Below are 22,442 nucleotides of genomic sequence, written 5' to 3'. Positions count from 1 at the left end.
TTCAGGTCGTAAAGAGGCTCACGCGGGATCCTTGAGGAGCGCGGTGGCACAAAAGCCGAGGAAATCGGCGGATGCGAGGGCCAGGTGGCTGGCCTCGTCCACGACGGCGCCGCTCGTCCAGGCCGTCTTGGTCAGGGGCTGCATGACGAGGAAGTTCTTGAGCTTCACGTAGGCGGCATGGGGATGGTCTTCGTACTCGGCATAGCCCTTTGGCATGCGGGTGAGCGAGGCGGACATGTCGAGGGCGAGGTCGTGGGCGGCGAGGCTGTCGAGCATGGACTGGAAGCGCTTGGGATCGCCGACGATCCGGTCGCGGATGAGGCCGAGCTTGGCGGTGGGAAACTGATAGAAGCCCGTGGCCATGAAGCCGCCGCTGGAATCGAGATGCAGGTAGAGGATGCCTGCCATCTCGGACTTGGTGCCGGTGGGCGTGAGCAGGCCCGAGACATTGGTCTTGTAGGGGCTCTTGTCCTTGGAAAAGCGAATGTCCCTGTTCTGCCGGAACATGGTCTTCTTCGAGCCGATGAGCGGGGAAATCGAGCCTTCGAGGCGCGCTGTCACCGCCTCGAGTATGCCTGCGAAGGGCACGCGGAGCGCGGCCTCGAACTCGGCCTTGTTGGCATCGTACCAGTCCTTGGAATTGTGCGCCTCCAGACCGGCAAGGAGATCGAAGGCGGCCTTCGGCAGCGCGTGATCGGTCATTCTCGGCCCTCCCTTGAAGAGGAGGTGGCGCAGGGCTGACAAAAGTCACGGCAAGGACCATGCGCCCGCGCGCAGAAATCCGGCAACACCGGGCAAAGACGGCGATTGTGCCCCTTTCCTCCACCAGAGCCACAACATATGGTCCCCCTAACCCGCAAGCAGAAGGTCGAACCCCGTGGCGCACATCATCGTTGTCGGCAATGAAAAGGGCGGTTCGGGCAAGTCGACGACCTCCATGCACGTGGCGACCGCGCTCGCGCGGATGGGGCACGGTGTCGGCGTGATCGACCTCGATCTGCGCCAGAAGAGCCTCGGACGCTACACCGAGAACCGCCGGACCTACTGCGCGCGGGAAGGGCTTTCGCTGCCCACGCCGCGCTACGCCCCGCTGCCGGAGATCGACCCCGCCACCGTGCCCGAGGGCGAGAATGTCTTCGATCACCGGCTGGCGGGGGCGGTGGCCCTCCTCGAGGAGGATAGCGATTTCATCCTGATCGACTGCCCGGGCTCTCATACCCGGCTGAGCCAGGTGGCGCATTCGTTGGCCGACACGCTCGTGACCCCGCTCAACGACAGCTTCGTTGATTTCGATCTCCTCGCGAAGGTGGACCCGGACGGGCAGCAGATCCTCGGCCCGTCCGTTTATTCCGAGATGGTCTGGCAGGCGCGGCAGCTGCGCGCGCAGGCGGGCCTCGAGCCGATCGACTGGGTCGTCGTGCGTAACCGCCTCGGTGCGCAGCAGATGCTCAACAAGGAGAAGATGGGCGCGGCACTCGACAAGCTCGCGCGGCGCATCGGCTTTCGCCATGTGCCGGGCTTCTCGGAGCGTGTGATCTTCCGCGAGCTCTTCCCGCGCGGGCTGACGCTGCTTGATCTGCGCGACGTGGGCGTGGCGCGGCTCAATATCTCCAACGTGGCCGCGCGGCAGGAGGTACGCGATCTCGTGAAGGCGCTCAATCTGCCGGACGTGACGGTGGACTTCTAGCTGGCCGCGGCGGCGGTCTGCGCGTGTTTCCAGCCCTCGGCGGCCTCCCATGGATGTACGGAGAGCGCGGCGGCACCCTTGGCCCCGTGGGTCAGCACGGCACACATGGCCTCGCCCACCTGGGCATCGAGGAGCCCGGCGGCGCGCAGCACGTCGACATGGACGAACACGTCCTCTTCGGTGCCGAAAACATTGAGAAATCCGTAGCCCTTCGCCTTGTCGAACCACTTGAGCCGGGCGGGCAGGAGTTCGGCGCTCGGGTCCACGTCGTTTGGAACAGCGTCACCGCCGCTTTCGACCGCGGAGGTCACCTCGAGGAGCTCTATGGCCTGAAAGCCCTTGGCCGTTGATCCCACCGACAGGGTCACACCATCGCCGGCGGCCACCGAGGGCCTCCCAGATTTCCTCACTACATTCACGTGCAGGAGCACGTCCTGTGCTACGTCCTCGGCAATTACAAAACCAAATCCCTTGGCAAGATCGAACCATTTTACAACGCCACGGACGATGCGCTCATCCGTCTGTTCCACTTGAGGAAGCCCCTTTACGCTTGCTTCCCAGTCCCGTGCTCAGAAGGGTGCGCCTGACCTTACGTTAAGTCAACGATCACTGATTGAACGCGGGATTGTTGCTCAATTTATAGGTAAGCGCTCAACCCTAGCGGGAATGACGTCGAGCGAAACGCGTCTCACGCAACTCAGCCGCGTGGCCGCTTCAGCGTGTCATTTTCAGGAGAAGTGGCGGACTGGGGAGGATTCGAACCCCCGACCCCTTGATTCGTAGTCAAGTACTCTATCCAACTGAGCTACCAGTCCGTGAGGCGGCGGGATACGCGTCGCCCCCGTCATTTGCAACCCCATTCTTGGCCAGTTTCACCCCCGTTAGGGTGATCTCCTGCGCGGCCTCCGCCTTGGGCAGGCAGATGGAGAAAACGGTGCCTTCGGGGCCCGTCTTTTCGAGTTTGAGCTCCCCGCCGTGGCCGCGGATGAGCTCGGCGGCGATGGCGAGGCCGAGCCCGGATCCGCCCTTGCGCGCTCCCCCGGCGAAGGGGGTGAAGAGCTTCTCCTGTGCCTTCGGCGGCAGGCCCGGGCCATCATCGCTCACACGGATCCACCAGTATTCCTCGTCCTCGCAGGCGCTCAGCGTGATCATGCCAGGCTGACCCACCTGCTCCAGCGCCTGCCGGGCATTGCGCGACAGGTTTCCGATGACACGGTAGAGCTGCTCGGGATCGGCCCGGAGCATCATGCCCTGCGGGATATCGGCCACGAAGGCCACCTCGCTCTGAGCGGCGAGCCGCTCGCTCTCCATCAGGTCCTCGACCAAGGGCTCGAGCCCGAAACGGGCGAGCTTGGGCGGCGCCTCGTCGGCCTTGCCGAAGGTCAGCGTCGCCTCGCAGAGGCTCACCGCTCGCGAGATGGAATTCACGAGCTTGGGCGCGAGCCGCTTCACCAGCGGGTCCTCGGATGTCTCGATGCGGTCAGTGAAGAGCTGGGCAGAGGTCAGGATGTTGCGCAGGTCGTGATTGACCTTGGCCACCGCCTCGCCGAGCTGGGCCAGCCGGTCCTTCTGCTTGAGCGAGCTCGTCAGGTCGGTCTGAAGCTGCAGGAGCGCGTCCTCGGCTTGGCGCAGTTCGCGCACGCCCGCGCCCGGCGTGATGATGTTGCGCGCATCCTCGGGCGCGCGAGAATAGCGGCGCATGGCCGAAACGACGCCCTTGATCGGCACCACGAGGAGCCGCTGCACCGCCACGAAGAGCAGCACCGCCGTGAAGATCGAGATCGCCGCCGAAAGCGCCAGGATCGTGAGCCCATAATTGATCATCGCGGAGCGCAGCTCCTGCGTGCCCATGGTGATCTCGATGAGGAGGCCCGCCTCCTGCGTGGGGTTCCCGATGACGCGGATCACCCGCTCTTCGGTGTCAAAGAGGCAAATGAAGGCATCGCGGATGAGCTCCCACGCGCCTGGGTCGCGGATGTCGTAGGTGGCATAGATCGGCTGGATGACGGGCGAGGAGAGCACGAGCTGGCGGGCCTCGTCGCGCCGGAGCACGACGTTGTAGACGCCGGCATTCTCCAGAAGCTCGGTCTCGAGATTGGGGGTGATGGTGTCTTCCGCCAAGAGGACGAGCGACGCGATCTGCGATCGCTCGATCCTTTGCAGCAGGAAATCCTCGCGAAACCTCGCGATCGAGGGGACGAAGATGAACACCTCTGCCAACATCACGAAGATGATGGTCAGGATCAGGAAGCGTCCTGAAAGGGTGTTCACCGTCGCTGTCTCCCGTCAGGGCAGCCACTTCTGCACGAAGCGCACCACTGTCTTTACCTTGTCGCTCCCGAAGAGCTTTGGGGAGAAATAGGCACTCGCGGCCCGTTTGTTAATCTCCGAAAGCGTCGGGTAAGGCAGGACGGTGTTCGAAATTGCCGTCATTTTCAGGTTGTTGCCAATGGCCATGGCCCACATTGCGATGAGTTCGCCCGCCTGCTTGCCGACGATGGAGGCCCCCACGGGCCGGCCCTTAACGACCATGACCTTGATGAGGCCGTCGCCCGCGTTTTCGGCCACGGCGCGGTCGTTCTCGCCCGTCTCGCAGCGCGCGACGAAGACGTTCATCTTGCCGTACTTCTTGATCGCCTGCGCCTCGGTGAGGCCCACCTGCGCGATCTCTGGGTCCGTGTAGGTGGCCCAGGGGATGTGGTCGGTCTTGGCCTTTGCCGGCAGGCCGAGGACGGCGGAGCGCACGACGATGCCCGCGTGGTAGCCCGCCAAGTGGGTGAACTGCAGCCCGCCCGCGGCATCGCCGATGGCATAGACCTTTTTGTTGGTGACCGAGCGGAGATCGGCCCCCACCTTCACGCCGCGCCGATCGTAGGTGACGCCCGCGGCTTCGAGGTTGAGCTTGTCGACATTGACCTTGCGGCCCACGGCCACGAGGAGATGCGTGCCCGTGACGTCGCCCTGCGAGGTCTTGACGGTGACGGATCCCGTGGCGTTCGTGACCTCCTCGGCGGCGGCGCCTTCCATGATCTCGATGCCTTCGCTGCGCATCTTCCTAAGCGCGATCTCCGCGATCTCCGGGTCGTCCTTGCCCAGCGCCTTGCCCGCCTCGATGACGGTGACTTGGCAGCCGAGCCGGCGATGGGCTTGCGCCATTTCGAGCCCGATGGGCCCCGCGCCAATGATCACGAGGTGCTCGGGCTTCTCGCGGAGATCGAAAATGTTCTCGTTCGTGTAGTGCTCCACCGTGTCGAGCCCGGGGATCGGGGGCACGAGGGGGCCGGAGCCCGTGGAGACGATGATCCGGCGCGCCGTGATCTCGTAGGGGCCCGCCTCCACGCTGTCCTTGCCGGTGAAGCGGCCGTATTCGCGGATCACCTGCACGCCGAAGCCTTCGAAGCGCTCCTGGCTGTCCATCGGGGCGATCTCCGCGATCGTGGCGGCCACGTGATCCTTGGCGGCGGGGTAGGAGACCTCGGCCATCACCGGGCTCACGCCGAAGGGCTTGCCGGTTTCCATGGCGTGGGCCTGCTTGCCGGCGGCCAGCAGCGCCTTGGAGGGCACGCAGCCGTAATTCAGGCAGTCGCCGCCCATCTTGTGGCCTTCGAGCAGGATGACCTTGGCGCCCATCTGCGCGGCACCGGCCGCGACGGAGAGTCCGCCGGAGCCTGCGCCGATGATGAGGAGGTCGGCGGTGAGTTTCTCTTTCTTGGCCTGGGGAGCGGTGGCGGTGGCGGTGTCGATCTTGGATTGGTCGGTCATGGGTCGGGGTCCTGACGAAAGGATTTCAAGGGAATGGCGGTGGACGTGGCCCGCGGCTCAGAGGGATTTCTTGCCGCGCACGGCCTTCACGATGATCGGGAGGACGGCGAGCGCCGCGAGCCCGAGGAGCGGCCCGAGGATGGGCCAGGTGAAGATGATGCCGAGATCGGGCGTTTCACCGCGGGCGAAGACATCAGAGAGCCCCGCGCCGATGGAGGTGTAGACCACCGCGCCCGGCAGGATGCCGAAGAACGTGCCGACGACGTATTTCCAGAGCGGCACGCCCACGACGGAGAGCGCGAGGTTGGACACGAAGAAGGGGAAGATCGGCAGGAGGCGCACGAGGAAGAGCGTCTCCCACTGGTTCTCGTCGATGCCCGCCTTGATGCGGCCCATGACGCCCTTCGATTCGGCCAGCTTCTTTTCGGCGGCCTCGCCGAAGCCGTAGCGCGCGGCCATGAAGGTCGCCGTCGCGCCGAGCGTGGCCGCGATCATGTTGAAGAGGGTGCCCGGGAAGAGCGCGAAGAGAAAGCCGCCGGTGATGGAGGCGATGGCCGCGCCCGGCAGGGCAAAGGCGATGATGGCCGCGTAGGCCAGGATGAAGATCAGCGTGAGCAGGAAGAAATTCTCGTCCCGGAAGGCGAGCAGCGCCTCGCGGTTGTCGCGCAGTGTCTCGAAGCTGAGATACTCTCCGAGGAAGGTCACGCCGAGCACGGCGACGATGGCGATGATGGCGAGGGGGGCGAAGCGCTTGAGCTTGGACTTGGGCGCCGCGGCGTCTGTGTGGGTCGTGTCGGTCATGGTCGGGGCCTTTTCGGATGCGAGGCGCGGGTCGGGCGCCGGGAGGGGGTGTGATCGGGTGGGTTCGTTGGTCGGCTGGGTATGCCTTGGTATGCGTCTGTTGAGACTGAAGTGCGTTAATGCGGCTGAGAAACCTACCCCTCTCACGGGCCGTTGACCCCCTCCCTCCGAATGTTACAGGAATCACGGCCCACCGTCGCCCTTGCCATGCGGTTTGTTGCAAAAGGCGGCCGCCGGGCCCGGCGACATCCGTTTGACAGGCCTCCGGCTTGACGCTATTGCGCGGGCTTCAGCTACCCGGCTGCACCCGGGGTGCCAGCTCTGGTGCCTTGCGCGGCGCAGCCTGCCAACGGAGACGAAGAGATGAAGCGGACGTTTCAACCCTCGAACCTGGTGCGCAAGCGCCGCCACGGCTTCCGCGCCCGCATGGCCACGAAGGCCGGCCGCAAGGTGCTCAACGCCCGCCGCGCGCGCGGCCGGAAGTCGCTCAGCGCCTGATCCGACACGCCTCGGCGGCGTCATGGAGGCCCTGCGGATGCGGGGCCTTTGTCATGTCTGACATCCGGACTCTCAAGCAACGCGCGGACTTCCTGCGCGCGGCGAAGGCGCGACACACGCGGAGCCCGAGCTTCGTGATCCAGGGACGCGCCCGCGGCGCAGGCGAAGCGCCCGAGGAGGGCGCCGCGATCCGCGTCGGCTTCACCTGTTCCAAGAAGGTCGGCAACGCCGTGGCGCGCAACCGCGCCAAGCGCCGCCTGCGCGAGGCCGCGCGCGCGGTCCTGCCTGAGGCGGGACAGCCGGGATGGGACTACGTGCTCATCGGTCTGAGCGGGCGGACCGATGCCCGTCCCTGGCCGGCGCTGCTTAATGATCTGCGCCGCGCCCTCGCCACGCTGCACAACCCGCCGAGCTGAGCGCCAAAAGGCTTTTGCGAAAAGCCTTGGAAAGAGTTTTGCGAAAACTCTTCTGCGCTCGAGGCGCCATTGCAGCGCCGTGGCGAGGGGATATCATGGGGAGATGTCGCCGCTCGCTGCGCTCATCGCGCTTCCCATCCGCTTCTACCGCCTCGTGCTCTCGCCGTGGCTCGGGCTCGAATGCCGGTTTCATCCCACGTGTTCGGCCTATGCCCTCGAGGCGCTCGAGACTCATGGCGCGATCAAAGGCAGCTGGCTGGCGATGAAGCGCATCGCGCGCTGCCACCCCTGGGGCGGCTCCGGGATCGACAACGTTCCGCCGAAATAGCCCGGACCGCAGAAATGTCTTGGTCGACTGGCGGGGGGCTGCTACTGCCTCCCCACGGCCACGCCAGCACGAAAGGAGGCGACCATGACAAAATTTGCATTTCTCCTCCGCGGCGCGAGCCCGTCCTGGCGTAATCCCGGCGTGCGCTGCACCTAGGATCCGCCCCCGCCTCTCCCGCTGAAGCGATTGCCAGCGTCGAGGGGCCCTTCACCCACCATCGGAACCGGTAGCGCGCAGGCCCCTGCTCCCGCCACCATTCCCATTTGCAAAAAGGAACCGCCCCGTGTCCCGTGGGCGGGCATTGCCATGACACGTTTGGAAGATCTCTCTCCTGCCGCCCTCCTCGAGGCCGCCATCAAAGCAAACGGCCCCTGGGCCGTGCTGCGCGCGCTCCTGGCCACCCGGCGCCGCCGCGTCCGGGTGCCGCGCATCCTCCCGGCAGATCAGCTGCCGAACCATCTCCGGCGGGATGTGGGCCTCCCGGCCCGCGAGCCGCCGCCGCGGCCGCCGGATCTGATGCGGTAGGTCCATGGCTCCGCGCCCGGCCCCGAGGGCGCGGTGCGGAGCCTCACTCCTTCTCGAAGGTGATCGTCACCGCGCCGATATCGACGCCGAAACGCTTCATGTAGGCGATGTTGAGGAGCCGGTCCTCGCTCAGGAGCCACATCCAGTCGTCGAAGCTCACCGTCAGCGTCTCCACGGAGCCGTCCGCGGCCGGGATCGGCAGGTCGATCGTATAACGCCAGTTGAAGACGTCACCGCGCTCCTCGCCCGTGGCCACACCCTCGACGCCCGGCGCGGTGCCTTCCCATGTTTCGGGCCCCGTCTTCACGAGTGACCAGATGCGCTGCTCTGTGGCGCCGTCCTCATAGACGAAATCTTCCACCAGGGTGAGCGTCTCGCCATCCCAGCTCCCCTCGATGACGACCTCGAAGCGCCGCCGCACCGTCCCGAAGACATCCTGGAACTGGCCATAGGCCACGAGCCGCCCGTCGAAGAACTCCTCGAGATTGAGCTCCCGGTCCGAGAGCTTGGGATCATCGAGGCTCGGCTTGCCGGTGCAGGCAGCGAGGAGGACGGCGGCGCAGAGGAGGATGTATCGCATGTCCCTCTTACGCAGCGCGCGCCCCATTGGATTGCGCAGCGCGCTCTGGCATAGCGATGACATGCTCGACGACGCCAACGAGATCCACGCGCTCTTTCACGGGGCCCCGAAGACCACGGAGTTCAAGAAGCTCCGGAAGCGGATCGTGCGCGACACGCGCGAGGCGATCGAGCAGTACGGGATGGTGGAACGCGGCGCGCGCTGGCTTGTCTGCCTCTCCGGCGGCAAGGACAGCTACACGCTGCTGGCCGCCCTCACGGAGCTGCAATGGCGCGGGCTTCTGCCGGTGGACATCCTGGCCTGCAATCTCGACCAGGGGCAGCCGGGCTTCCCGGCGACGGTGCTGCCGGAGTTCCTCGAGAAGATGGGCGTGCCGCACCGGATCGAATACCAGGACACCTATTCCATCGTCATGGACAAGGTCCCCGCCGGGCGCACCTATTGCGCGCTTTGCTCTCGGCTCCGGCGCGGCAATCTCTACCGCATCGCGCGCGAGGAAGGGTGTTCGGCGGTCGTGCTCGGCCATCACCGCGACGACATTCTCGAGACGTTCTTCATGAACCTCTTTCACGGCTCGCGCCTCGCCACGATGCCGCCGAAGCTTCTCAACGAGGAGGGTGATCTCTTCGTCTACCGGCCCCTCGCCCACGTGGCCGAGGCCGATTGCGAGGCATTCTCCAAGGCGATGCAGTATCCGATCATCCCCTGCGATCTCTGCGGCTCCCAGGACGGGCTGCAACGCCAGCAGGTCAAGGCGTTGATCGACGGCTGGGAGGCGAACCATCCAGGGCGGCGACAGAAGATGTTTCGCGCGCTCATGAATACGCGGCCCTCCCACCTGCTCGACCCCGCGCTCTTCGATTTCGAGAGCCTCGCCCGCCGGACCTGAGCGCCGCGGGCCCAAATCCGCGCTCGCGCACGATTTGTTAACCTGACGCGGCGACAGTCGCCCCACGCGGGAGTCGGCGAGTGCTGCCGATCGTTTCGCGCGTATCAGAGGGAGAGGGCAGCATGGTCGCGCGCCGCAGCGAGGGCATCACGGGTCGGATGAGGCGCGTCGGAGGCGCGTTGCCCACCCTACTCACCGGGCCGCAGGCGCTGGCCTTTCTCCCGGCCATATCCCTGGCGAGCTACTGGCTGGGCGGGGAGCAGGCGCTCATCGCCGCGGCACTCGCGGTGCCGCTCGTGGTGGCGCTCCTCGGCATCCGCGTGATCGCCCCCTCCTATCCCGCAGGCGGGGAGGACATGCTCAGCGACATCAATAGCCGCGACGCGCTCACCGACGTGCTCCAATCCTCCATCGGGCCCAGCGCCCAGGCCGGACACACCTCGATCTGCCTCGCGGTGGAGATCGACGATTTCAAGACACTGGAAGAGCGCTACGGCCGCAAGGCCGGGGAGGCGATCCTGAGCAAGACGGCCGAGCGCATCGCCGACAGCCTGCGGGACTACGACATCATCTCGCGGGTGGATCCCGCGACCTTCGCAGTGGCCATGCCGCCCTCGCGCAAATGCGACCTGGAGCTCGCCATCCAACTTGCGGGCCGTCTGCAACAGGCCATCGAGGTGCCGGTGTCGGTGGATGCCTCCACCGTCTATATCACGTCCTCCATTGGTTTCTGCCTCTCCTCGCGCAGCCCCGGCGAGACGGGCACGGCCATGCTCGACGCCGCCCTCGCCGCCATGGTGGAGGCGCGGCGCAACGGCCCCTCGGCCATCCGTGCCTTCACGCCCGAAATGCGCGCTCGCATCGAGGCGCGGCATTCGCTCATCGAGGAGGCCGCCGCGGCGCTCGATTCCGGCGACATCCACCCTTGGTTCCAGCCGCAGGTCTCCACCGAGACGGGGCGCGTGACCGGGTTCGAGGCGCTGGCCCGCTGGAAGCATGCCGAGCGCGGCCTCGTCTCGCCGGCGGAGTTCCTGCCAGCCATCGAGCAGGCCGGGCTGATGGAACGGCTCGGGGAAGCCATGCTCTACCACGCGCTCACCGCGCTCAAGGATTGGGACAAGGCCGAGATCCGCGTGCCCTCCGTGGGGGTCAATTTCTCGCCCGACGAGCTCCGAAACCCGAAACTCGTTGAGAAAGTCAAATGGGAGCTCGACCGCTTCGAGATCGAGCCGGGCCGCCTGTCCATCGAGGTCCTCGAAAGCGTGGTGGCCAATTCCGACGACGATGTCGTCACCCGCAACATCGCGGCCCTGGCCGAGCTCGGCTGCATGATCGACCTCGACGATTTCGGTACCGGTCACGCCTCGATCTCCTCGATCCGCCGCTTCTCGGTGAACCGGATCAAGATAGACCGTTCCTTCGTGATGAAGGTGGACGAGGACCCCGAGCAGCAACGCATGATCGCCGCGATCCTCATGATGGCGGAGCGGCTCGGGCTCGAGACCCTGGCTGAGGGGGTGGAAAACATGGGCGAGCACGCCGTCCTCTCGCAGCTCGGCTGCGGGCATGTGCAGGGCTACGGCATCGCGCGGCCCATGCCATTTTCGGACACGTTGAGTTGGATGGACCGCCACGAGCAGAAACTCGCGGGCGCCAACACCGCCGCGCGCCGCGCAGCCATCTGACACACTCCGCTGCCCCGGCCGCGGCGCGGCCCTCGCGACCCGCGTCTCCCTCCCAAGAAAAAAGCCCGGAAACTCACACCATGGCCGCGCGAGATGCGCCGCGGCAGCCTGTGCCTCCTGGCGCATCAGGCGGTCCGCGGCGCGCTGCGGGGCCCCTGCCAGCGGGGTTTCTGCTTGACCTCGTGAGCCCCTCACTGTTGAACGACGCGACCCTTTTGCGGCTTTAGACGCGCCCTCTGCGCGACTACATGCTTTCAAAGCACGCGACACGAGCAGGGATGAACCGGACCCCATGGACGAGCAAAACAAGAACCTTCTTCTGGCGACGGGACTGAGCTTCCTTGTCCTGCTGGTGTGGATGGCCTTCTTCGCGCCCGAGCCCCCGCAGGAGCCGGCCACCGCGCCGAGCACCACGGCAAGCCAAACGACCACCACCGATGGCACGGCCCCCATTGTCGCCGGCGAAAGCTCTGACGCCCCGGCGACGCCCGGCTCCGTGGTGACGAGTGAAGAGGCTCGCGCCGCCGCCCTCGACGCCGCGCCGCGCCTCACCATCGACACCGCGCGCCTCGAAGGCTCAGTCTCGCTGCTTGGCGGGCGTATCGACGATCTTCGCCTGCGCGACTACCGGGAAAGCCTCGACGACGACGCCCCGATCGTGACGCTGCTCTCCCCCGAAAACGCCGATGATGCCTATTACGCCGCCCATGGCTGGGCCCATGGCACCGGGCTCGAGGCGAGCGACGTCCCCGGGCCGGAGACGCTCTGGCAGGCTGATGGCAACCAGACGCTCACCGTCGACACGCCCGTCACGCTCACCTGGGAGAGCCCCGCGGGCCTCGTCTTCTCCAAGACGATCTCGGTGGACGCCGATTACATGTTTACCGTCGAGCAGAACGTCACCAACCCCACAGACGCCACCGTGCGCCTCGCGCCCTACGGCCTCATCCGCCGTCACGGCATCCCCGATGATCTGATGGGCTTCTTCATCCTCCATGAAGGCCTCATCCGGATGACCGACGGCGAGCTCGGCGAGGTGAATTACGACGACATCGTCGACCTCGAGGCCGGGGAAGACAATCGCGCCTCCTCTCGCACCATGCGCGTGCAGGAAAACGGCTGGATCGGCTTCACAGACCATTACTGGATGACGACCCTCGTCCCCGCGCCGGGCACCGCCTTCACCTCCACGGCGCAAATGTCGGAAAATACGGGCATCATGCAGGCGCTCACGCTCTACCCCACGCGCGACCTCGCTGCGGGCGGCACGCTGGACGCCAGCGCGCAATTCTTCGCCGGCGCCAAGGAATGGGAGGCCATTCGCGGCTACGAGCGCGAAGCCGGCATCGACCGCTTCCTCGATTCCATCGATTGGGGCTGGTTCTTCTTCCTGACGAAGCCGATCTTCGCCCTGCTCCACTGGCTCAACGCCCTCATCGGCAACATGGGCTGGGCCATCATCGCGCTGACCCTCGTGATCAAGGCGGTCCTCTTCCCGCTGGCCTACCGCTCCTACGCGTCCATGGCCAAAATGAAGGAGCTCCAGCCCGAGATGGAGAAGCTCAAGGAAGCGGCGGGCGATGATCGCGAGAAGCTCCAGAAAGGGATGATGGAGCTCTACAAGAAGAACAAGGTGAACCCGGCCGCGGGCTGCCTGCCGATCCTCTTGCAGATCCCGATCTTCTTCTCGCTTTACAAGGTGATCTTCGTGACGCTGGAACTCCGCCATGCGGAATGGTTCGGCGTTTTCCAGGATCTCTCCGCGCCCGACCCCACCTCGATCATGAATCTCTACGGTCTCCTGCCGTTCGCGGGCCCCGAGCCCGGCTCGATCGTGGCGCTCATCTTCATCGGGATCCTGCCGCTCATCCTCGGCATCTCGATGTGGCTCCAGCAGAAGCTCAATCCGGCGCCGACCGACCCTACGCAGGCCATGATCTTCGCCTGGATGCCCTGGGTCTTCATGTTCATGCTGGGCACCTTCGCCTCGGGCCTGATCGTCTACTGGATCGCCAACAACCTCATCACCTTCGCGCAGCAATATCTCATCATGCGCAGCCAGGGGGTGAAGCCCGACGTCTTCGGCAATATCCGCGCGAGCTTCCGCAAGGCGGCGAAAGGCGAAGAGAAGTAAGTGGCCACGCTGGCGCACATCTTTCGGCACCCGATCAAGGCGCACGGGTCCGAAAGCCTGAGCGAAGTAGCGCTCGCCGCCGATGCCACCCTGCCCTGGGACAGGGTCTGGGCGGTGGCGCATGAACACTCCGACGCCGATGGCAGCACCTGGGAGCGCTGCGGGAAATTCTCCCGCGGGGCGCATGTGCCGACCCTCATGGCCGTGACATCCCGCCTCGATGAGGCGCGCGAAGAAATCACGCTGAGCCATCCCGAGCTCGAAGATCTCACCGCCCATCCAGACCGGGACGGCCCGGCCATCGTGGCGTGGATCGCGCGCGCCATGGGGCCCGAGGCGCGGAAACCCGCACGCGTCGTACGCGCGCGCGCGGCCGCGGAGGGCCAGGGCATGACCGACAATCCCGCGCCCTATCTGAGCCTCCTCGGCCTATCCTCGCTGCGCGCCCTCGGGCAGCGGGCTGGCCGCTCCCTCTCGCCCCTCCGCTTTCGCGGCAATCTCTGGGTGGACGGTACCGGGCCCTGGGAAGAATTCGAATGGGTGGGCAAAAGGCTCCGCCTCGGCGGCGCGGAGCTTGTGGTCGAGGACCGCATCGACCGCTGCCGCGCCACGGAAGTGGACCCGGAAACAGGACGGCGCGACACCGACACGCTCGGCGCGCTGCGCGAGGGCTGGGGTCACATCGATTTCGGCGTCTTCGCCCGCGTGGTCTCGCCCGGCCCCGTGGCCGTGGGCGACGGGCTCGAGGTGATCGGGTGAGCCTGCCCTTCCCGCTGGCGGAGCTCGAAGACGCGGCCACGCGCGAGGCGGGGCGAAAGCTCTTTGCGCGGCCCACGGAGTTCGTGAAAGGCGTCGTCGCCATGGATGGCCTGCCGCCCGGCGACCGGGTGGAGGTCTGCTTTGCCGGGCGCTCGAACGTGGGCAAAAGCTCCCTCATCAATGCGCTGACCGGCCAGAAGGGCCTCGCACGGGCTTCCAACACGCCCGGGCGCACGCAGGAGATCAACTTCTTCTCGCTCGAAGGCCGCTACCTCGTGGACCTGCCGGGCTACGGCTTTGCCAACGCGCCGGTGGCCGTGGTGGAAAAATGGCAGCGGCTGCTCAAATCCTACCTCCAGGGTCGGGTTAACCTGCGCCGCGCCTTCGTGCTCATCGATGCCCGCCACGGTGTAAAGCCCGTGGACGCGGAGATCATGGCCCTCCTCGACAGCGCGGCAGTGACATTCCAGGTGGTGCTGACGAAGGCCGACAAGAACAAGGCCAGCCAGACAGAGACGGTGCTGGCGCAGGTGCGCGAAAAGCTCTCCAAGCATCCGGCGGCCTTTCCGAAGCTCGTGCTCACCTCGTCGGAGAAGGGCGAGGGCCTCGACACCCTGCGCGCGATCATCGCCACGCTTGCCTGAAAGTCGCTAACGCGCGCCTCCAGCCCCTTCGAAAGAGCCTTTCCGCGCTCAGACGTGCTGACCCGCGTTCACCTCGATTTCGGTCCCCGTGACGTAGCTCGAGGCATCGGTGCAGAGAAACCAGATGACATCGGCGACCTCCGATGGCTGTCCGAGGCGCCGGAGCGGCAGGCGCTCCACAATCTTCTCGGTCCCCGGCGACAGGATCGATGTCTCCACCTCCCCGGGCGCGATGGCATTCACGCGCACACCGAGCGGCCCGAAATCATGGGCCATTTCGCGGGTGAGTGCGGCGAGCGCCGCTTTGGAGGTCGCGTAGGCCGCGCCTGCGAAGGGGTGCACCCGTGCGCCTGCGATGGAGGTGACATTGACCACCGCGCCCTTCGTGGCCGCCAATTCCTCCTGGAGCCCGCGCGCGAGGACGACCGAGGCAAAGAAATTCACGTGGAACACATGGCCCCACGTGCGCAGGTCGGTATTGAGCGTGGTGAGCCGCGCGCCGTCCTCGCCCTTGGGCGAGATGCCCGCGTTGTTGACGAGCGCGTCGAGTTTTCCGTCGACCTTTCCGCGGACCTCCTCGATGGCCTCGATCGTCTGGTTCGGGTCCGCGAGGTCCACCTGGATGTGGTTTTCCTCTCCGCCGGGCCAGGGGCAGCGCGGATCAAAGGCCATGCGCGAGCAGGTCAGGACGCGCCAGCCCTCCGCCGAGAACCGCTTCACCGTGGCGTGGCCGATCCCACGGCTCGCGCCGGTGAGCAGCAGGGTTTTCTGACGATCGGGCATGGTGTCGAAGTGTCATCCAAAACACCATGGTTGGCAACGGCTGGCCGGAACGCTAGGACACGCGCGCCATGAAGCAGCGTGATGACATGAACAGAGACTGGATCGCCACCGCCCGGACGCTTTCGCAAGCGCTCCCCTATCTGCAGCGCTATGACGAGGCCATCGTCGTCATCAAGCTCGGCGGCCACGCCATGGGCTCCGACGAGGCCATGGCGAGCTTCGCCCGCGACGTGGTGCTCATGCAGCAGGTCGGCGTGAACCCGGTCATCGTCCATGGCGGCGGTCCCATGATCAACGAGATGCTCGCCAAACTCGGCGTGGAGAGCACCTTCGTCGGAGGCAAGCGCGTCACCGATGCCGCCACCGTGGAAGTGGTGGAGATGGTGCTTTCAGGCCTCGTGAACAAGCGTATCGTGCAGGCCATCGCGGCCCAGGGCGGGCGCGCGGTGGGGCTTTCGGGCAAGGATGCACGGCTCATCACCTGCGACACCGCCGCGCCGGAGCTTGGCCTCGTTGGCGAGCCCTCCGAGATCGACACCTCGCTTCTCACCACGCTCTTCGAGGGGGACATGATCCCCGTCATCGCGCCGCTCGGCGCGGGCCGTGGCGGCGAGACGATGAACATCAACGGCGACACCGCCGCGGGCGCCATTGCCGCGGCCCTCGCGGCCGATCGTCTGCTGCTTCTGACCGACGTGGCAGGCGTGAAGGGCGCTGATGACACGGTCCTGACGGACCTCAAGACCTCTCAGATCCGCACCATGATCGCAGAGGGCACCATCGCGGGCGGCATGATCCCCAAGACCGAGACCTGCATCGCCGCGCTCGAAGGCGGGGTGAGGGCAGCCGTCATTCTCGATGGACGCGCCCCGCAGGCCTGCCTCCTCGAGCTCTTCACCGACCACGGCGCAGGCACCCTCATCCGCGCGGATTGACCACGGCAAGCCGCGCTTGCCCGCCAGCCCCGCCTGCGCCTAGGCTTCGGGCGGGGAGGGCATGGATGACACGCAACGGCAAGGACCAGCTCGACGCCGCGCTCGCGCGGCACGGGCTACGCGTGACCGGCGGCTTTCGGCCCACGCCGGACGATCGCATCGATGCCGCGGCCCTCGCCCTCGTGAGCCCTGGTCCCGGCTTCTGGGGCCACTTTTCTAAGAGTCCTGAATACCGGGGCGGCGCACGCGACCCGCTCGACCGCTGGAGCGCGCGCATCCTCAGCGCACTGGCCGAAGACTTCGGCGCCGTGGCGCATTTCCCCTTCGGTCCGACGCCGGGCCCGTTCCTCGCCTGGGCGCGTCGCAGCGGGGCGGCGTGGCCATCGCCCGTGGCGCTTCATGTGAGTGAAAGCATGGGGCTCGACACGTCCTACAGAGGCGCGCTCGCGCTTCCCTTCGACATCGCATTCCGCGCGGGAACGTCGCCATGCGAGAGCTGCACGCGGCCCTGCCTCACGGCCTGCCCCGCCGGGGCCATGGGCGGCGGAGGCTATGACGTGGCGCGGTGCAGGGAGTACCTCCGCGACACTCCAGATTGCGCCTGCCGGCAGGCCGGCTGCCTCGTGCGCCGGGCCTGCCCGGCCTCTCTCGGCCAGCCGCCCGCGCAAGCGCGCTTTCACATGGCCGCGTTCCTCTCATGAAGACCCTCATCATCATGCGGCACGCGAAATCGAGCTGGTCGGACCCGGGCGCCCGCGACATCGAGCGGCCACTCAACGCCCGCGGCAGACGCTCCGCGCAGGCGCTCGGCGAATGGCTGCGCTTCGGTGGCTTCCAGCCTGACCTCGTGCTCTGTTCCACCGCTGTTCGAACGGCGGAGACCTGGGCCGGTCTCGGGCTCGAGGCAGAGGTGCGCTACGTGCGGGAACTCTACCATGCCGCGCCCGGGGTGTATCTCGACGCGTTTCGAAACGCGTCCGGACGCTGCGTGATGGTCCTGGGCCACAATCCCGGCATCGCGGCCTTTGCCAGCGAGATCCTCGCCGCGCCGCCCAGTCACGCGCGCTTCGACGCATATCCGACGGGGGCGACGCTCGTGGCCGATTACGATGGGGAGTGGCCACAGCTCTCGGCCGGACGCGCCACCGTGCGGGCCTTCACCGTCCCGCGCGATCTCACCTGACATCACAAAAGGGCCTCTGAGGGCCCCTTGGCTCAGTGCCCGAGGATCTGGCTCAGGAAGAGTTTCGTCCGGTCCGATTGCGGGTTGCCGAAGAACTCTTCCGGCTCGTTCTGCTCCACGATCTGACCGGCATCCATAAAGATCACGCGGTTGGCGACCTGCCGCGCAAAGCCCATCTCGTGGGTCACGCAGAGCATCGTCATGCCCTCCTCGGCGAGCTCGATCATGGTGTCGAGCACCTCCTTGATCATCTCGGGGTCGAGGGCGGAGGTGGGCTCGTCAAAGAGCATGATCCGAGGCCGCATGCACAGCGAGCGGGCGATGGCCACGCGCTGCTGCTGACCACCGGAGAGCTGGCCCGGATACTTGTTGGCCTGGTCAGGGATCTTCACCTTCTCGAGGAAGTGCATCGCTGTCTCTTCGGCTTGCTTCTTCGGGGTCTTGCGGACCCAGATCGGCGCGAGCGTGCAGTTCTCGAGGATGGTGAGGTGCGGAAAGAGGTTGAAGTGCTGGAAGCACATGCCGACCTCGGAGCGGATCTTGTCGATGTTCTTGAGGTCCGAGGAGAGGATCGTCCCGTCCACCGTGATCGAGCCCTGCTGGTGCTCCTCGAGCGCGTTGATGCAGCGGATGAGCGTCGACTTACCAGAGCCCGACGGCCCGCAGATCACGATCCGCTCGCCCTGGTAGACGGTGAGGTCGATGTCCCTCAGGACGTGGAACGCGCCATACCACTTGTTCATGTTCTGGATCGAGATCGCCACCTCGTCGGACACCTTCATCTTGGACGTGTCCACCGAGGTCTCCATTGCGAGCGGGTCTGTTTGAGCTTCAGCCATGTTGTACTCCCTGTGCCCTGGCGCGCCGCCGGGCCGCTTATCTGTGATCGGTCGCCAGCTCGCGCTCGAGCCACTGCGAATATTGCGAGATGCCGTAGCAGACGACGAAAAAGAGGAGCGCCGCAAAGCCGAACGCCTCCCAGTAGATCCCCGCCCAGTCAGCGGAGCCGAGTATCGGGCCGCGGATCGCGCCCACGAGGTCGAACATCGAGATGACCGAGACAAGCGTGGTGTCCTTGAAGAGGCCCACCGCCACGTTCACGATCCCCGGGATCGAGATCTTCAGCGCCTGCGGCAGGATGATGAGCCGCGTGGCCTGCCCGTAATCGAGGCCGAGGCTGTCGGCCGCCTCGTACTGCCCGCGCGGCAGTGCCGCGAGGCCGCCGCGGATCACCTCGGCGATATAGGCCGCGGCGAACATCGTGATCATGATGATCACGCGCAGCACGAGGTCGATGTTGCTCTCCGGTGGGAAGAAATAGGCCAACACCACGTTCGCCACGAAAAGCAGCGTGATAAGCGGCACGCCGCGGATGAACTCGATGAAGACGACGCAGACGCCTTTGATGAAGGGCAGCGAGGATTGCCGCCCAAGCGCCAGCAGGATGCCCAGCGGGATCGAGAGCGACACGCAGACCGTGCCGAGGATCATGTTGAGCATGAAGCCCCCGAGGTCACGGGAGGCCACGGCCTCGAGCTCGATCGGGACGATCCCGTTGAGCACGCCCGCGAGTGGCCCAGCCACGAAGTTCAGCGCCACGAAGAGGAAGGCGATCGTCGTGACCGTCGAAAGAAGCAGGCCGCGCTCCGCGCTCTGCCAGACAGCATAGGCGGTGAAGATGCCCATTGGGATGAAGGTCACCGCCACGAAGGCCGCCATGGCGTAGAAGAGCACCGCACCGATCATGCCGCCGGTGCCGCCGCCCTCGGCAAAGCCGCTGGCCAGGCCCCAGAGATTGAGCCCGCCCACGGCGAGCCAATAGGCCAATAGGAGGCCGGTCGCGCCGCCCACGACGAGGCCCAGCCCCGACCGCGCGCCATCGGGAAGGCCCGCGATGACCTTCGGCACGAAGTAGGCCGCGATGAGCAGCCCAAGGATCGCGATGGAGAGCCAGAGGGTCCCGCCCCAGATCAGCCAATAGGCGAAGAAGGGATAGAGTGCGGTCCCGATCAGCGTCTGCCGCGGCACATATTGCGAGAAGAGCACCGGCACCGCACACACGAAGAGCAGCACGAAGGCCAGAAGCGGCCGCCAATACTGTTCGGACGGATAAGCGATGCCAAAGAGCATCTGGTTTCCACGTTCCTGCAGCACGCTGAAGCAGGCCGCATTCACGCCCTCGAGGACCTCGCGGCATTCGGCGAGGCTCGACGTGCCATAGGCGGCATTGGCGAACCACGGATAGACGCTCACGGCGATCCACACGATGAAGATGATCGACAGGATCGTCAGTGCCGAGTTCACGACACCGGAGAAGAGGTTCTCGCGCAGCCATTTCACCGCGCCGGCCTCGCGCGCCGGAGGCGGGGCAGGCTCGATGAAGGTCTTGCGGACGAAGCCTACGGATTCGGAATGCGTATCGCTCATGGGATCAACGCTCCTTCAGCTTCACGGAGTTGTTGTAGACGTTCATGATCGCAGAGATCGCGAGGCTCACGAGCAGGTAGAAGAGCATCAGAAGGAGAATCGCCTCGATCGCGCGGCCCGTCTGGTTGAGCGTGATGCCCCCGAGCGTGCCGGTGATGTCCATGTAGCCCACGGCGATGGCGAGCGAAGAGTTCTTCGTGATGTTGAGATACTGCGAGATGAGCGGCGGGATGATGACGCGCAGCGCCTGCGGCAGGATCACGAGGTTCATGATGCGCCCGGGGCGCAGGCCCAGCGCGCCGGCGGCCTCGGTCTGACCCTTTGATATGGCCATGATGCCCGCGCGCACGTTCTCGGCGATGAAGGCGCCGGTATAGATCGCCAGCGCAAACCAGAGCGCGATGAGCGACAGGCGCAGGTGGACACCGCCCTGGAAGTTGAACCCGCGCAGTTCCGGCGTCTCGAGTGAGACAGGGCTGCCGAGCAAGAAGAAGGCCAGCACCGGCGGCACAATCAGGATCGCCAGCGAGGGCCAACCCATGGGCAGGAGCCGCCCCGTATCGTAAAGGAGCTTCTTGGCATAGCGGCGGTAGGCGAAGACGCCCACGATGCTGAGCACGCAGACGATCCAGAAGATCGTGGAGCCCGCCCCGTTGATGAAGGACGGCGCATAGACCCCGCGGTTGGTGAAGGCGAAGAGCCCGAGCCACATCTCCGCATCCGGAGCCTCGCCCCGGAAGGCGCGAGGCTGCGGGAAGGCGTTCGACATCGCCAGGAAGATGATCAGGATCCAGATCAGGACCGGCACGTTGCGGAACGCCTCGACATAGACGCTCATGAGCCGGGCCACGATCCAGTTGTTGGAGAGCCGCAAGACACCGGCGACCACGCCGAGGATCGTCGCCGTCACACAGGCGAGGAATGCCACGATCAGCGTGTTGATCGCGCCCACGATCGAGGCGCGGGCATGGGTCGATTGCGAGTCGTATTCGATGGGGCGCTGGTTGATGTCGTAGCCCGCGGGCTCCGCGAGGAACGCCCAGGAGATATTGAGGCCAGCCTCCTCCAGGTTCGCGATCAGGTTGGACACGAGGTAGCTGATCGACAGGATCAGCAACACGAGCGCGATGAACTGGAACGTGTAGGAGCGGTAGCGCGTGTCGTTGAGCAGCATGCCCAGCTTGAAGCCCGAGGGGGCTCCGCCATGGCCGCTATCGAGACGCTCTTCGGAAATCGTGGACATGGTCGTCCTCTGCTGGCTGGGGGGCCTCTCCGGCGCTTGTCGCGCTCTGCCAATGCCCCTCGCTTATTCTGGATGTGAAAAGGGCGCGGGGTGACCGCGCCCTTTCCTGGATGTCCTTAACGGAACGGCGGGGAGTACAGCAGGCCGCCATCGGTCCACTGTGCGTTGAGCCCGCGTGCAAGGCCGATATTGGTGGCTTCGCCGATGTTGTTGTCGAAGATCTCACCGTAGTTGCCTTCGGCCATGATGGCGCGCATGGCCCACTGGCCGTCGAGCCCGAGCATCTCGCCGAGCGTGCCCTCGGAACCGAGCAGGCGGTTCACTTCGGGGTTGTCGGTGCCGGCTGCGAGCTCCTCGATGTTCTCGGAGGTCACGCCAAGCTCTTCGGCCGTGATGAGCGCGTTGAGCGTCCAGCGCACGATGTCGCCCCAGTCGTTGTCGCCGTGGCGCACGAGCGGGCCGAGCGGCTCTTTGGAGACCACTTCCGGCAGCACGATGTAATCGGACGGCGTCGGGAAGTTGGCACGCTGCGCGGCGAGCGCGGAGCGGTCCGTGGTGTAGACGTCGCAGGAGCCTGCAAGGAAGAGCTGCACCGCCTCGGAACCGGTCTCGATCGGGACGGGCTCGTAGGAGATGTTGTTGGAGCGGAAGAAGTCCGCGAGGTTCAGCTCGGTCGTCGTACCCGTCTGGATGCACACCGTGGCGCCGTCGAGGTCGGCCGCGGAGGTCACACCAAGATCGGCGGGGACCATGAAGCCCTGACCGTCGTAGTAGTTCACGCCAGTGAATTCGAACTTGAGGTCCACGTCGCGGGAGAAGGTCCACGTCGTGTTCCGTGCAAGCATGTCGATCTCGCCGGATGCGAGCGCCGTGAAGCGCGTCTTACCGGTGGTCGGCACGAATTCGACGGCAGTCGGGTCACCGAGAACTGCTGCGGCAACGGCGCGGCACACGGCCACGTCAAAGCCCTGCCAGACGCCATCCGCGTCCGGCTCGGCGAAACCGGGGACGCCGGTCGTCACGCCGCAGTTCAGAGTGCCACGGGCTTGCACATCGTCGAGCGTGGCCGCGCTTGCAGCGCCTGCAGCCATGCCGGCGACGGTCAGTGCGCCCAAAATGACAGATTTTTTCATGTTTACCTCTTCCTGATATCCGACCGGTCT

At 65.9% G+C, this 22,442-nt stretch carries 24 protein-coding genes and 1 tRNA gene; 13 read left to right on the top strand and 12 right to left on the bottom strand.

All coding sequences use genetic code 11. The features are described from left to right. Positions 1-18 precede the first annotated feature (18 nt). Positions 19-702 carry a DUF2461 domain-containing protein gene (locus tag AAFM92_15515; GenBank protein MEL7301785.1) on the bottom strand — a complete coding sequence of 228 codons (684 nt, stop codon included), beginning with the start codon at positions 700-702 and terminating at the stop codon, positions 19-21. 175 nt (positions 703-877) lie between these two features. Between AAFM92_15515 and AAFM92_15510 the strand changes: the two genes are divergently transcribed. Continuing rightward, on the top strand, positions 878-1,687 hold the full coding sequence (locus tag AAFM92_15510) for a division plane positioning ATPase MipZ (GenBank protein ID MEL7301784.1): 810 nt from the start codon (positions 878-880) through the stop codon (positions 1,685-1,687). Here AAFM92_15510 and AAFM92_15505 read toward each other — a convergent pair. The 5 genes from AAFM92_15505 to AAFM92_15485 form a co-directional block, all read right to left on the bottom strand. Beyond that, positions 1,684-2,217: a cold shock domain-containing protein gene (locus AAFM92_15505; protein MEL7301783.1), complete on the bottom strand. Its 534-nt coding sequence runs from the start codon at positions 2,215-2,217 to the stop codon at positions 1,684-1,686. The genes AAFM92_15510 and AAFM92_15505 overlap by 4 nt on opposite strands. A gap of 208 nt (positions 2,218-2,425) precedes the next feature. Next, positions 2,426-2,502: transfer RNA gene (locus AAFM92_15500), tRNA-Arg, on the bottom strand. Next, positions 2,480-3,910 (bottom strand): HAMP domain-containing sensor histidine kinase, encoded by a 1,431-nt coding sequence (locus tag AAFM92_15495; protein MEL7301782.1) that lies wholly within the window; start codon positions 3,908-3,910, stop codon positions 2,480-2,482. Before AAFM92_15495 ends, AAFM92_15500 begins: the two co-directional genes overlap by 23 nt. Positions 3,911-3,973: 63 nt before the next feature. Beyond that, positions 3,974-5,449 (bottom strand): FAD-dependent oxidoreductase, encoded by a 1,476-nt coding sequence (locus AAFM92_15490; GenBank protein MEL7301781.1) that lies wholly within the window; start codon positions 5,447-5,449, stop codon positions 3,974-3,976. Positions 5,450-5,506: 57 nt separating this feature from the next. After that, positions 5,507-6,250 (bottom strand): TVP38/TMEM64 family protein, encoded by a 744-nt coding sequence (locus tag AAFM92_15485; protein MEL7301780.1) that lies wholly within the window; start codon positions 6,248-6,250, stop codon positions 5,507-5,509. Positions 6,251-6,613: 363 nt separating this feature from the next. Between AAFM92_15485 and rpmH the strand changes: the two genes are divergently transcribed. The 4 genes from rpmH (at position 6,614) to AAFM92_15465 (ending at position 8,017) form a co-directional block, all read left to right on the top strand. Then, the gene (gene rpmH / locus AAFM92_15480; protein ID MEL7301779.1) at positions 6,614-6,748 is read left to right on the top strand and encodes a 50S ribosomal protein L34; all 135 of its coding nucleotides are present in this window, start codon (positions 6,614-6,616) and stop codon (positions 6,746-6,748) included. A gap of 53 nt (positions 6,749-6,801) precedes the next feature. After that, positions 6,802-7,164, top strand: a complete 363-nt coding sequence (gene rnpA, locus AAFM92_15475; GenBank protein ID MEL7301778.1) for a ribonuclease P protein component — start codon at positions 6,802-6,804, stop codon at positions 7,162-7,164. Positions 7,165-7,267: 103 nt separating this feature from the next. Beyond that, positions 7,268-7,492 carry a membrane protein insertion efficiency factor YidD gene (gene yidD / locus AAFM92_15470; GenBank protein ID MEL7301777.1) on the top strand — a complete coding sequence of 75 codons (225 nt, stop codon included), beginning with the start codon at positions 7,268-7,270 and terminating at the stop codon, positions 7,490-7,492. Positions 7,493-7,798: 306 nt separating this feature from the next. Next, positions 7,799-8,017 carry a hypothetical protein gene (locus AAFM92_15465; GenBank protein MEL7301776.1) on the top strand — a complete coding sequence of 73 codons (219 nt, stop codon included), beginning with the start codon at positions 7,799-7,801 and terminating at the stop codon, positions 8,015-8,017. A 43-nt stretch (positions 8,018-8,060) separates the two neighbouring features. Here the strand turns inward: AAFM92_15465 and AAFM92_15460 are convergent, their stop codons facing one another. Next, positions 8,061-8,597: a DUF3833 domain-containing protein gene (locus AAFM92_15460; GenBank protein MEL7301775.1), complete on the bottom strand. Its 537-nt coding sequence runs from the start codon at positions 8,595-8,597 to the stop codon at positions 8,061-8,063. Between the two features lie 61 nt (positions 8,598-8,658). Here AAFM92_15460 and ttcA point away from each other — a divergent pair, with 61 nt between their 5' ends. From ttcA to yihA, 5 genes are all read left to right on the top strand, one after another. Further along, on the top strand, positions 8,659-9,486 hold the full coding sequence (ttcA, locus tag AAFM92_15455; protein ID MEL7301774.1) for a tRNA 2-thiocytidine(32) synthetase TtcA: 828 nt from the start codon (positions 8,659-8,661) through the stop codon (positions 9,484-9,486). A 122-nt stretch (positions 9,487-9,608) separates the two neighbouring features. Then, complete coding sequence (locus AAFM92_15450) at positions 9,609-11,171, top strand: bifunctional diguanylate cyclase/phosphodiesterase (protein ID MEL7301773.1); 1,563 nt, start codon at positions 9,609-9,611, stop codon at positions 11,169-11,171. 292 nt (positions 11,172-11,463) lie between these two features. Beyond that, positions 11,464-13,305, top strand: a complete 1,842-nt coding sequence (gene yidC / locus AAFM92_15445) for a membrane protein insertase YidC (GenBank protein MEL7301772.1) — start codon at positions 11,464-11,466, stop codon at positions 13,303-13,305. Further along, positions 13,306-14,064 (top strand): MOSC N-terminal beta barrel domain-containing protein, encoded by a 759-nt coding sequence (locus AAFM92_15440; GenBank protein MEL7301771.1) that lies wholly within the window; start codon positions 13,306-13,308, stop codon positions 14,062-14,064. It begins immediately after the preceding gene. After that, a complete protein-coding gene (yihA, locus tag AAFM92_15435) occupies positions 14,061-14,708 on the top strand; it encodes a ribosome biogenesis GTP-binding protein YihA/YsxC (protein ID MEL7301770.1) in 648 nt (215 codons plus the stop codon). Before AAFM92_15440 ends, yihA begins: the two co-directional genes overlap by 4 nt. A gap of 48 nt (positions 14,709-14,756) precedes the next feature. On the opposite strand, the gene AAFM92_15430 is transcribed toward yihA, so the two are convergent. Further along, on the bottom strand, positions 14,757-15,491 hold the full coding sequence (locus tag AAFM92_15430; protein ID MEL7301769.1) for an SDR family oxidoreductase: 735 nt from the start codon (positions 15,489-15,491) through the stop codon (positions 14,757-14,759). 68 nt (positions 15,492-15,559) lie between these two features. Here AAFM92_15430 and argB point away from each other — a divergent pair, with 68 nt between their 5' ends. From argB to AAFM92_15415, 3 genes are all read left to right on the top strand, one after another. Further along, a complete protein-coding gene (gene argB / locus AAFM92_15425; protein MEL7301768.1) occupies positions 15,560-16,426 on the top strand; it encodes an acetylglutamate kinase in 867 nt (288 codons plus the stop codon). Between the two features lie 65 nt (positions 16,427-16,491). Next, positions 16,492-17,127, top strand: coding sequence for a ferredoxin (locus tag AAFM92_15420; protein ID MEL7301767.1), 636 nt, complete (start codon positions 16,492-16,494; stop codon positions 17,125-17,127). After that, positions 17,124-17,609 carry a histidine phosphatase family protein gene (locus tag AAFM92_15415; GenBank protein ID MEL7301766.1) on the top strand — a complete coding sequence of 162 codons (486 nt, stop codon included), beginning with the start codon at positions 17,124-17,126 and terminating at the stop codon, positions 17,607-17,609. The genes AAFM92_15420 and AAFM92_15415 overlap by 4 nt, the downstream gene beginning before the upstream one ends. Positions 17,610-17,641: 32 nt before the next feature. Here AAFM92_15415 and AAFM92_15410 read toward each other — a convergent pair whose 3' ends face one another. From AAFM92_15410 to AAFM92_15395, 4 genes are all read right to left on the bottom strand, one after another. Next, on the bottom strand, positions 17,642-18,448 hold the full coding sequence (locus AAFM92_15410) for an amino acid ABC transporter ATP-binding protein (protein ID MEL7301765.1): 807 nt from the start codon (positions 18,446-18,448) through the stop codon (positions 17,642-17,644). Between the two features lie 37 nt (positions 18,449-18,485). Continuing rightward, entirely contained in the window at positions 18,486-20,036 is a 1,551-nt protein-coding gene (locus tag AAFM92_15405; GenBank protein ID MEL7301764.1) for an amino acid ABC transporter permease, read from the bottom strand. 4 nt (positions 20,037-20,040) lie between these two features. Then, on the bottom strand, positions 20,041-21,279 hold the full coding sequence (locus AAFM92_15400) for an ABC transporter permease subunit (protein ID MEL7301763.1): 1,239 nt from the start codon (positions 21,277-21,279) through the stop codon (positions 20,041-20,043). Between the two features lie 116 nt (positions 21,280-21,395). Beyond that, the gene (locus AAFM92_15395; GenBank protein MEL7301762.1) at positions 21,396-22,412 is read right to left on the bottom strand and encodes an amino acid ABC transporter substrate-binding protein; all 1,017 of its coding nucleotides are present in this window, start codon (positions 22,410-22,412) and stop codon (positions 21,396-21,398) included. Positions 22,413-22,442 lie beyond the last annotated feature (30 nt).

It is taken from the genome of Pseudomonadota bacterium (assembly GCA_038533575.1).
GTDB lineage: Bacteria > Pseudomonadota > Alphaproteobacteria > Rhodobacterales > Rhodobacteraceae > Shimia_B.
This window is presented reverse-complemented; position numbering and strand designations above follow the sequence as displayed.

Coding starts and splice junctions, on each gene's coding strand:
- AAFM92_15495 (MEL7301782.1), bottom strand. CDS start 3,910: ATGTTGGCAGAGGTGTTCATCTTCGTCCCCTCGATCGCGAGGTTTCGC.
- rpmH (MEL7301779.1), top strand. CDS start 6,614: ATGAAGCGGACGTTTCAACCCTCGAACCTGGTGCGCAAGCGCCGCCAC.
- AAFM92_15405 (MEL7301764.1), bottom strand. CDS start 20,036: ATGAGCGATACGCATTCCGAATCCGTAGGCTTCGTCCGCAAGACCTTC.
- AAFM92_15410 (MEL7301765.1), bottom strand. CDS start 18,448: ATGGCTGAAGCTCAAACAGACCCGCTCGCAATGGAGACCTCGGTGGAC.
- argB (MEL7301768.1), top strand. CDS start 15,560: ATGAAGCAGCGTGATGACATGAACAGAGACTGGATCGCCACCGCCCGG.
- ttcA (MEL7301774.1), top strand. CDS start 8,659: ATGCTCGACGACGCCAACGAGATCCACGCGCTCTTTCACGGGGCCCCG.
- AAFM92_15450 (MEL7301773.1), top strand. CDS start 9,609: ATGGTCGCGCGCCGCAGCGAGGGCATCACGGGTCGGATGAGGCGCGTC.
- AAFM92_15460 (MEL7301775.1), bottom strand. CDS start 8,597: ATGCGATACATCCTCCTCTGCGCCGCCGTCCTCCTCGCTGCCTGCACC.
- rnpA (MEL7301778.1), top strand. CDS start 6,802: ATGTCTGACATCCGGACTCTCAAGCAACGCGCGGACTTCCTGCGCGCG.
- AAFM92_15400 (MEL7301763.1), bottom strand. CDS start 21,279: ATGTCCACGATTTCCGAAGAGCGTCTCGATAGCGGCCATGGCGGAGCC.
- AAFM92_15465 (MEL7301776.1), top strand. CDS start 7,799: ATGACACGTTTGGAAGATCTCTCTCCTGCCGCCCTCCTCGAGGCCGCC.
- AAFM92_15430 (MEL7301769.1), bottom strand. CDS start 15,491: ATGCCCGATCGTCAGAAAACCCTGCTGCTCACCGGCGCGAGCCGTGGG.
- AAFM92_15490 (MEL7301781.1), bottom strand. CDS start 5,449: ATGACCGACCAATCCAAGATCGACACCGCCACCGCCACCGCTCCCCAG.
- AAFM92_15415 (MEL7301766.1), top strand. CDS start 17,124: ATGAAGACCCTCATCATCATGCGGCACGCGAAATCGAGCTGGTCGGAC.
- yidD (MEL7301777.1), top strand. CDS start 7,268: ATGTCGCCGCTCGCTGCGCTCATCGCGCTTCCCATCCGCTTCTACCGC.
- AAFM92_15420 (MEL7301767.1), top strand. CDS start 16,492: ATGACACGCAACGGCAAGGACCAGCTCGACGCCGCGCTCGCGCGGCAC.
- AAFM92_15395 (MEL7301762.1), bottom strand. CDS start 22,412: ATGAAAAAATCTGTCATTTTGGGCGCACTGACCGTCGCCGGCATGGCT.
- AAFM92_15515 (MEL7301785.1), bottom strand. CDS start 702: ATGACCGATCACGCGCTGCCGAAGGCCGCCTTCGATCTCCTTGCCGGT.
- AAFM92_15485 (MEL7301780.1), bottom strand. CDS start 6,250: ATGACCGACACGACCCACACAGACGCCGCGGCGCCCAAGTCCAAGCTC.
- yidC (MEL7301772.1), top strand. CDS start 11,464: ATGGACGAGCAAAACAAGAACCTTCTTCTGGCGACGGGACTGAGCTTC.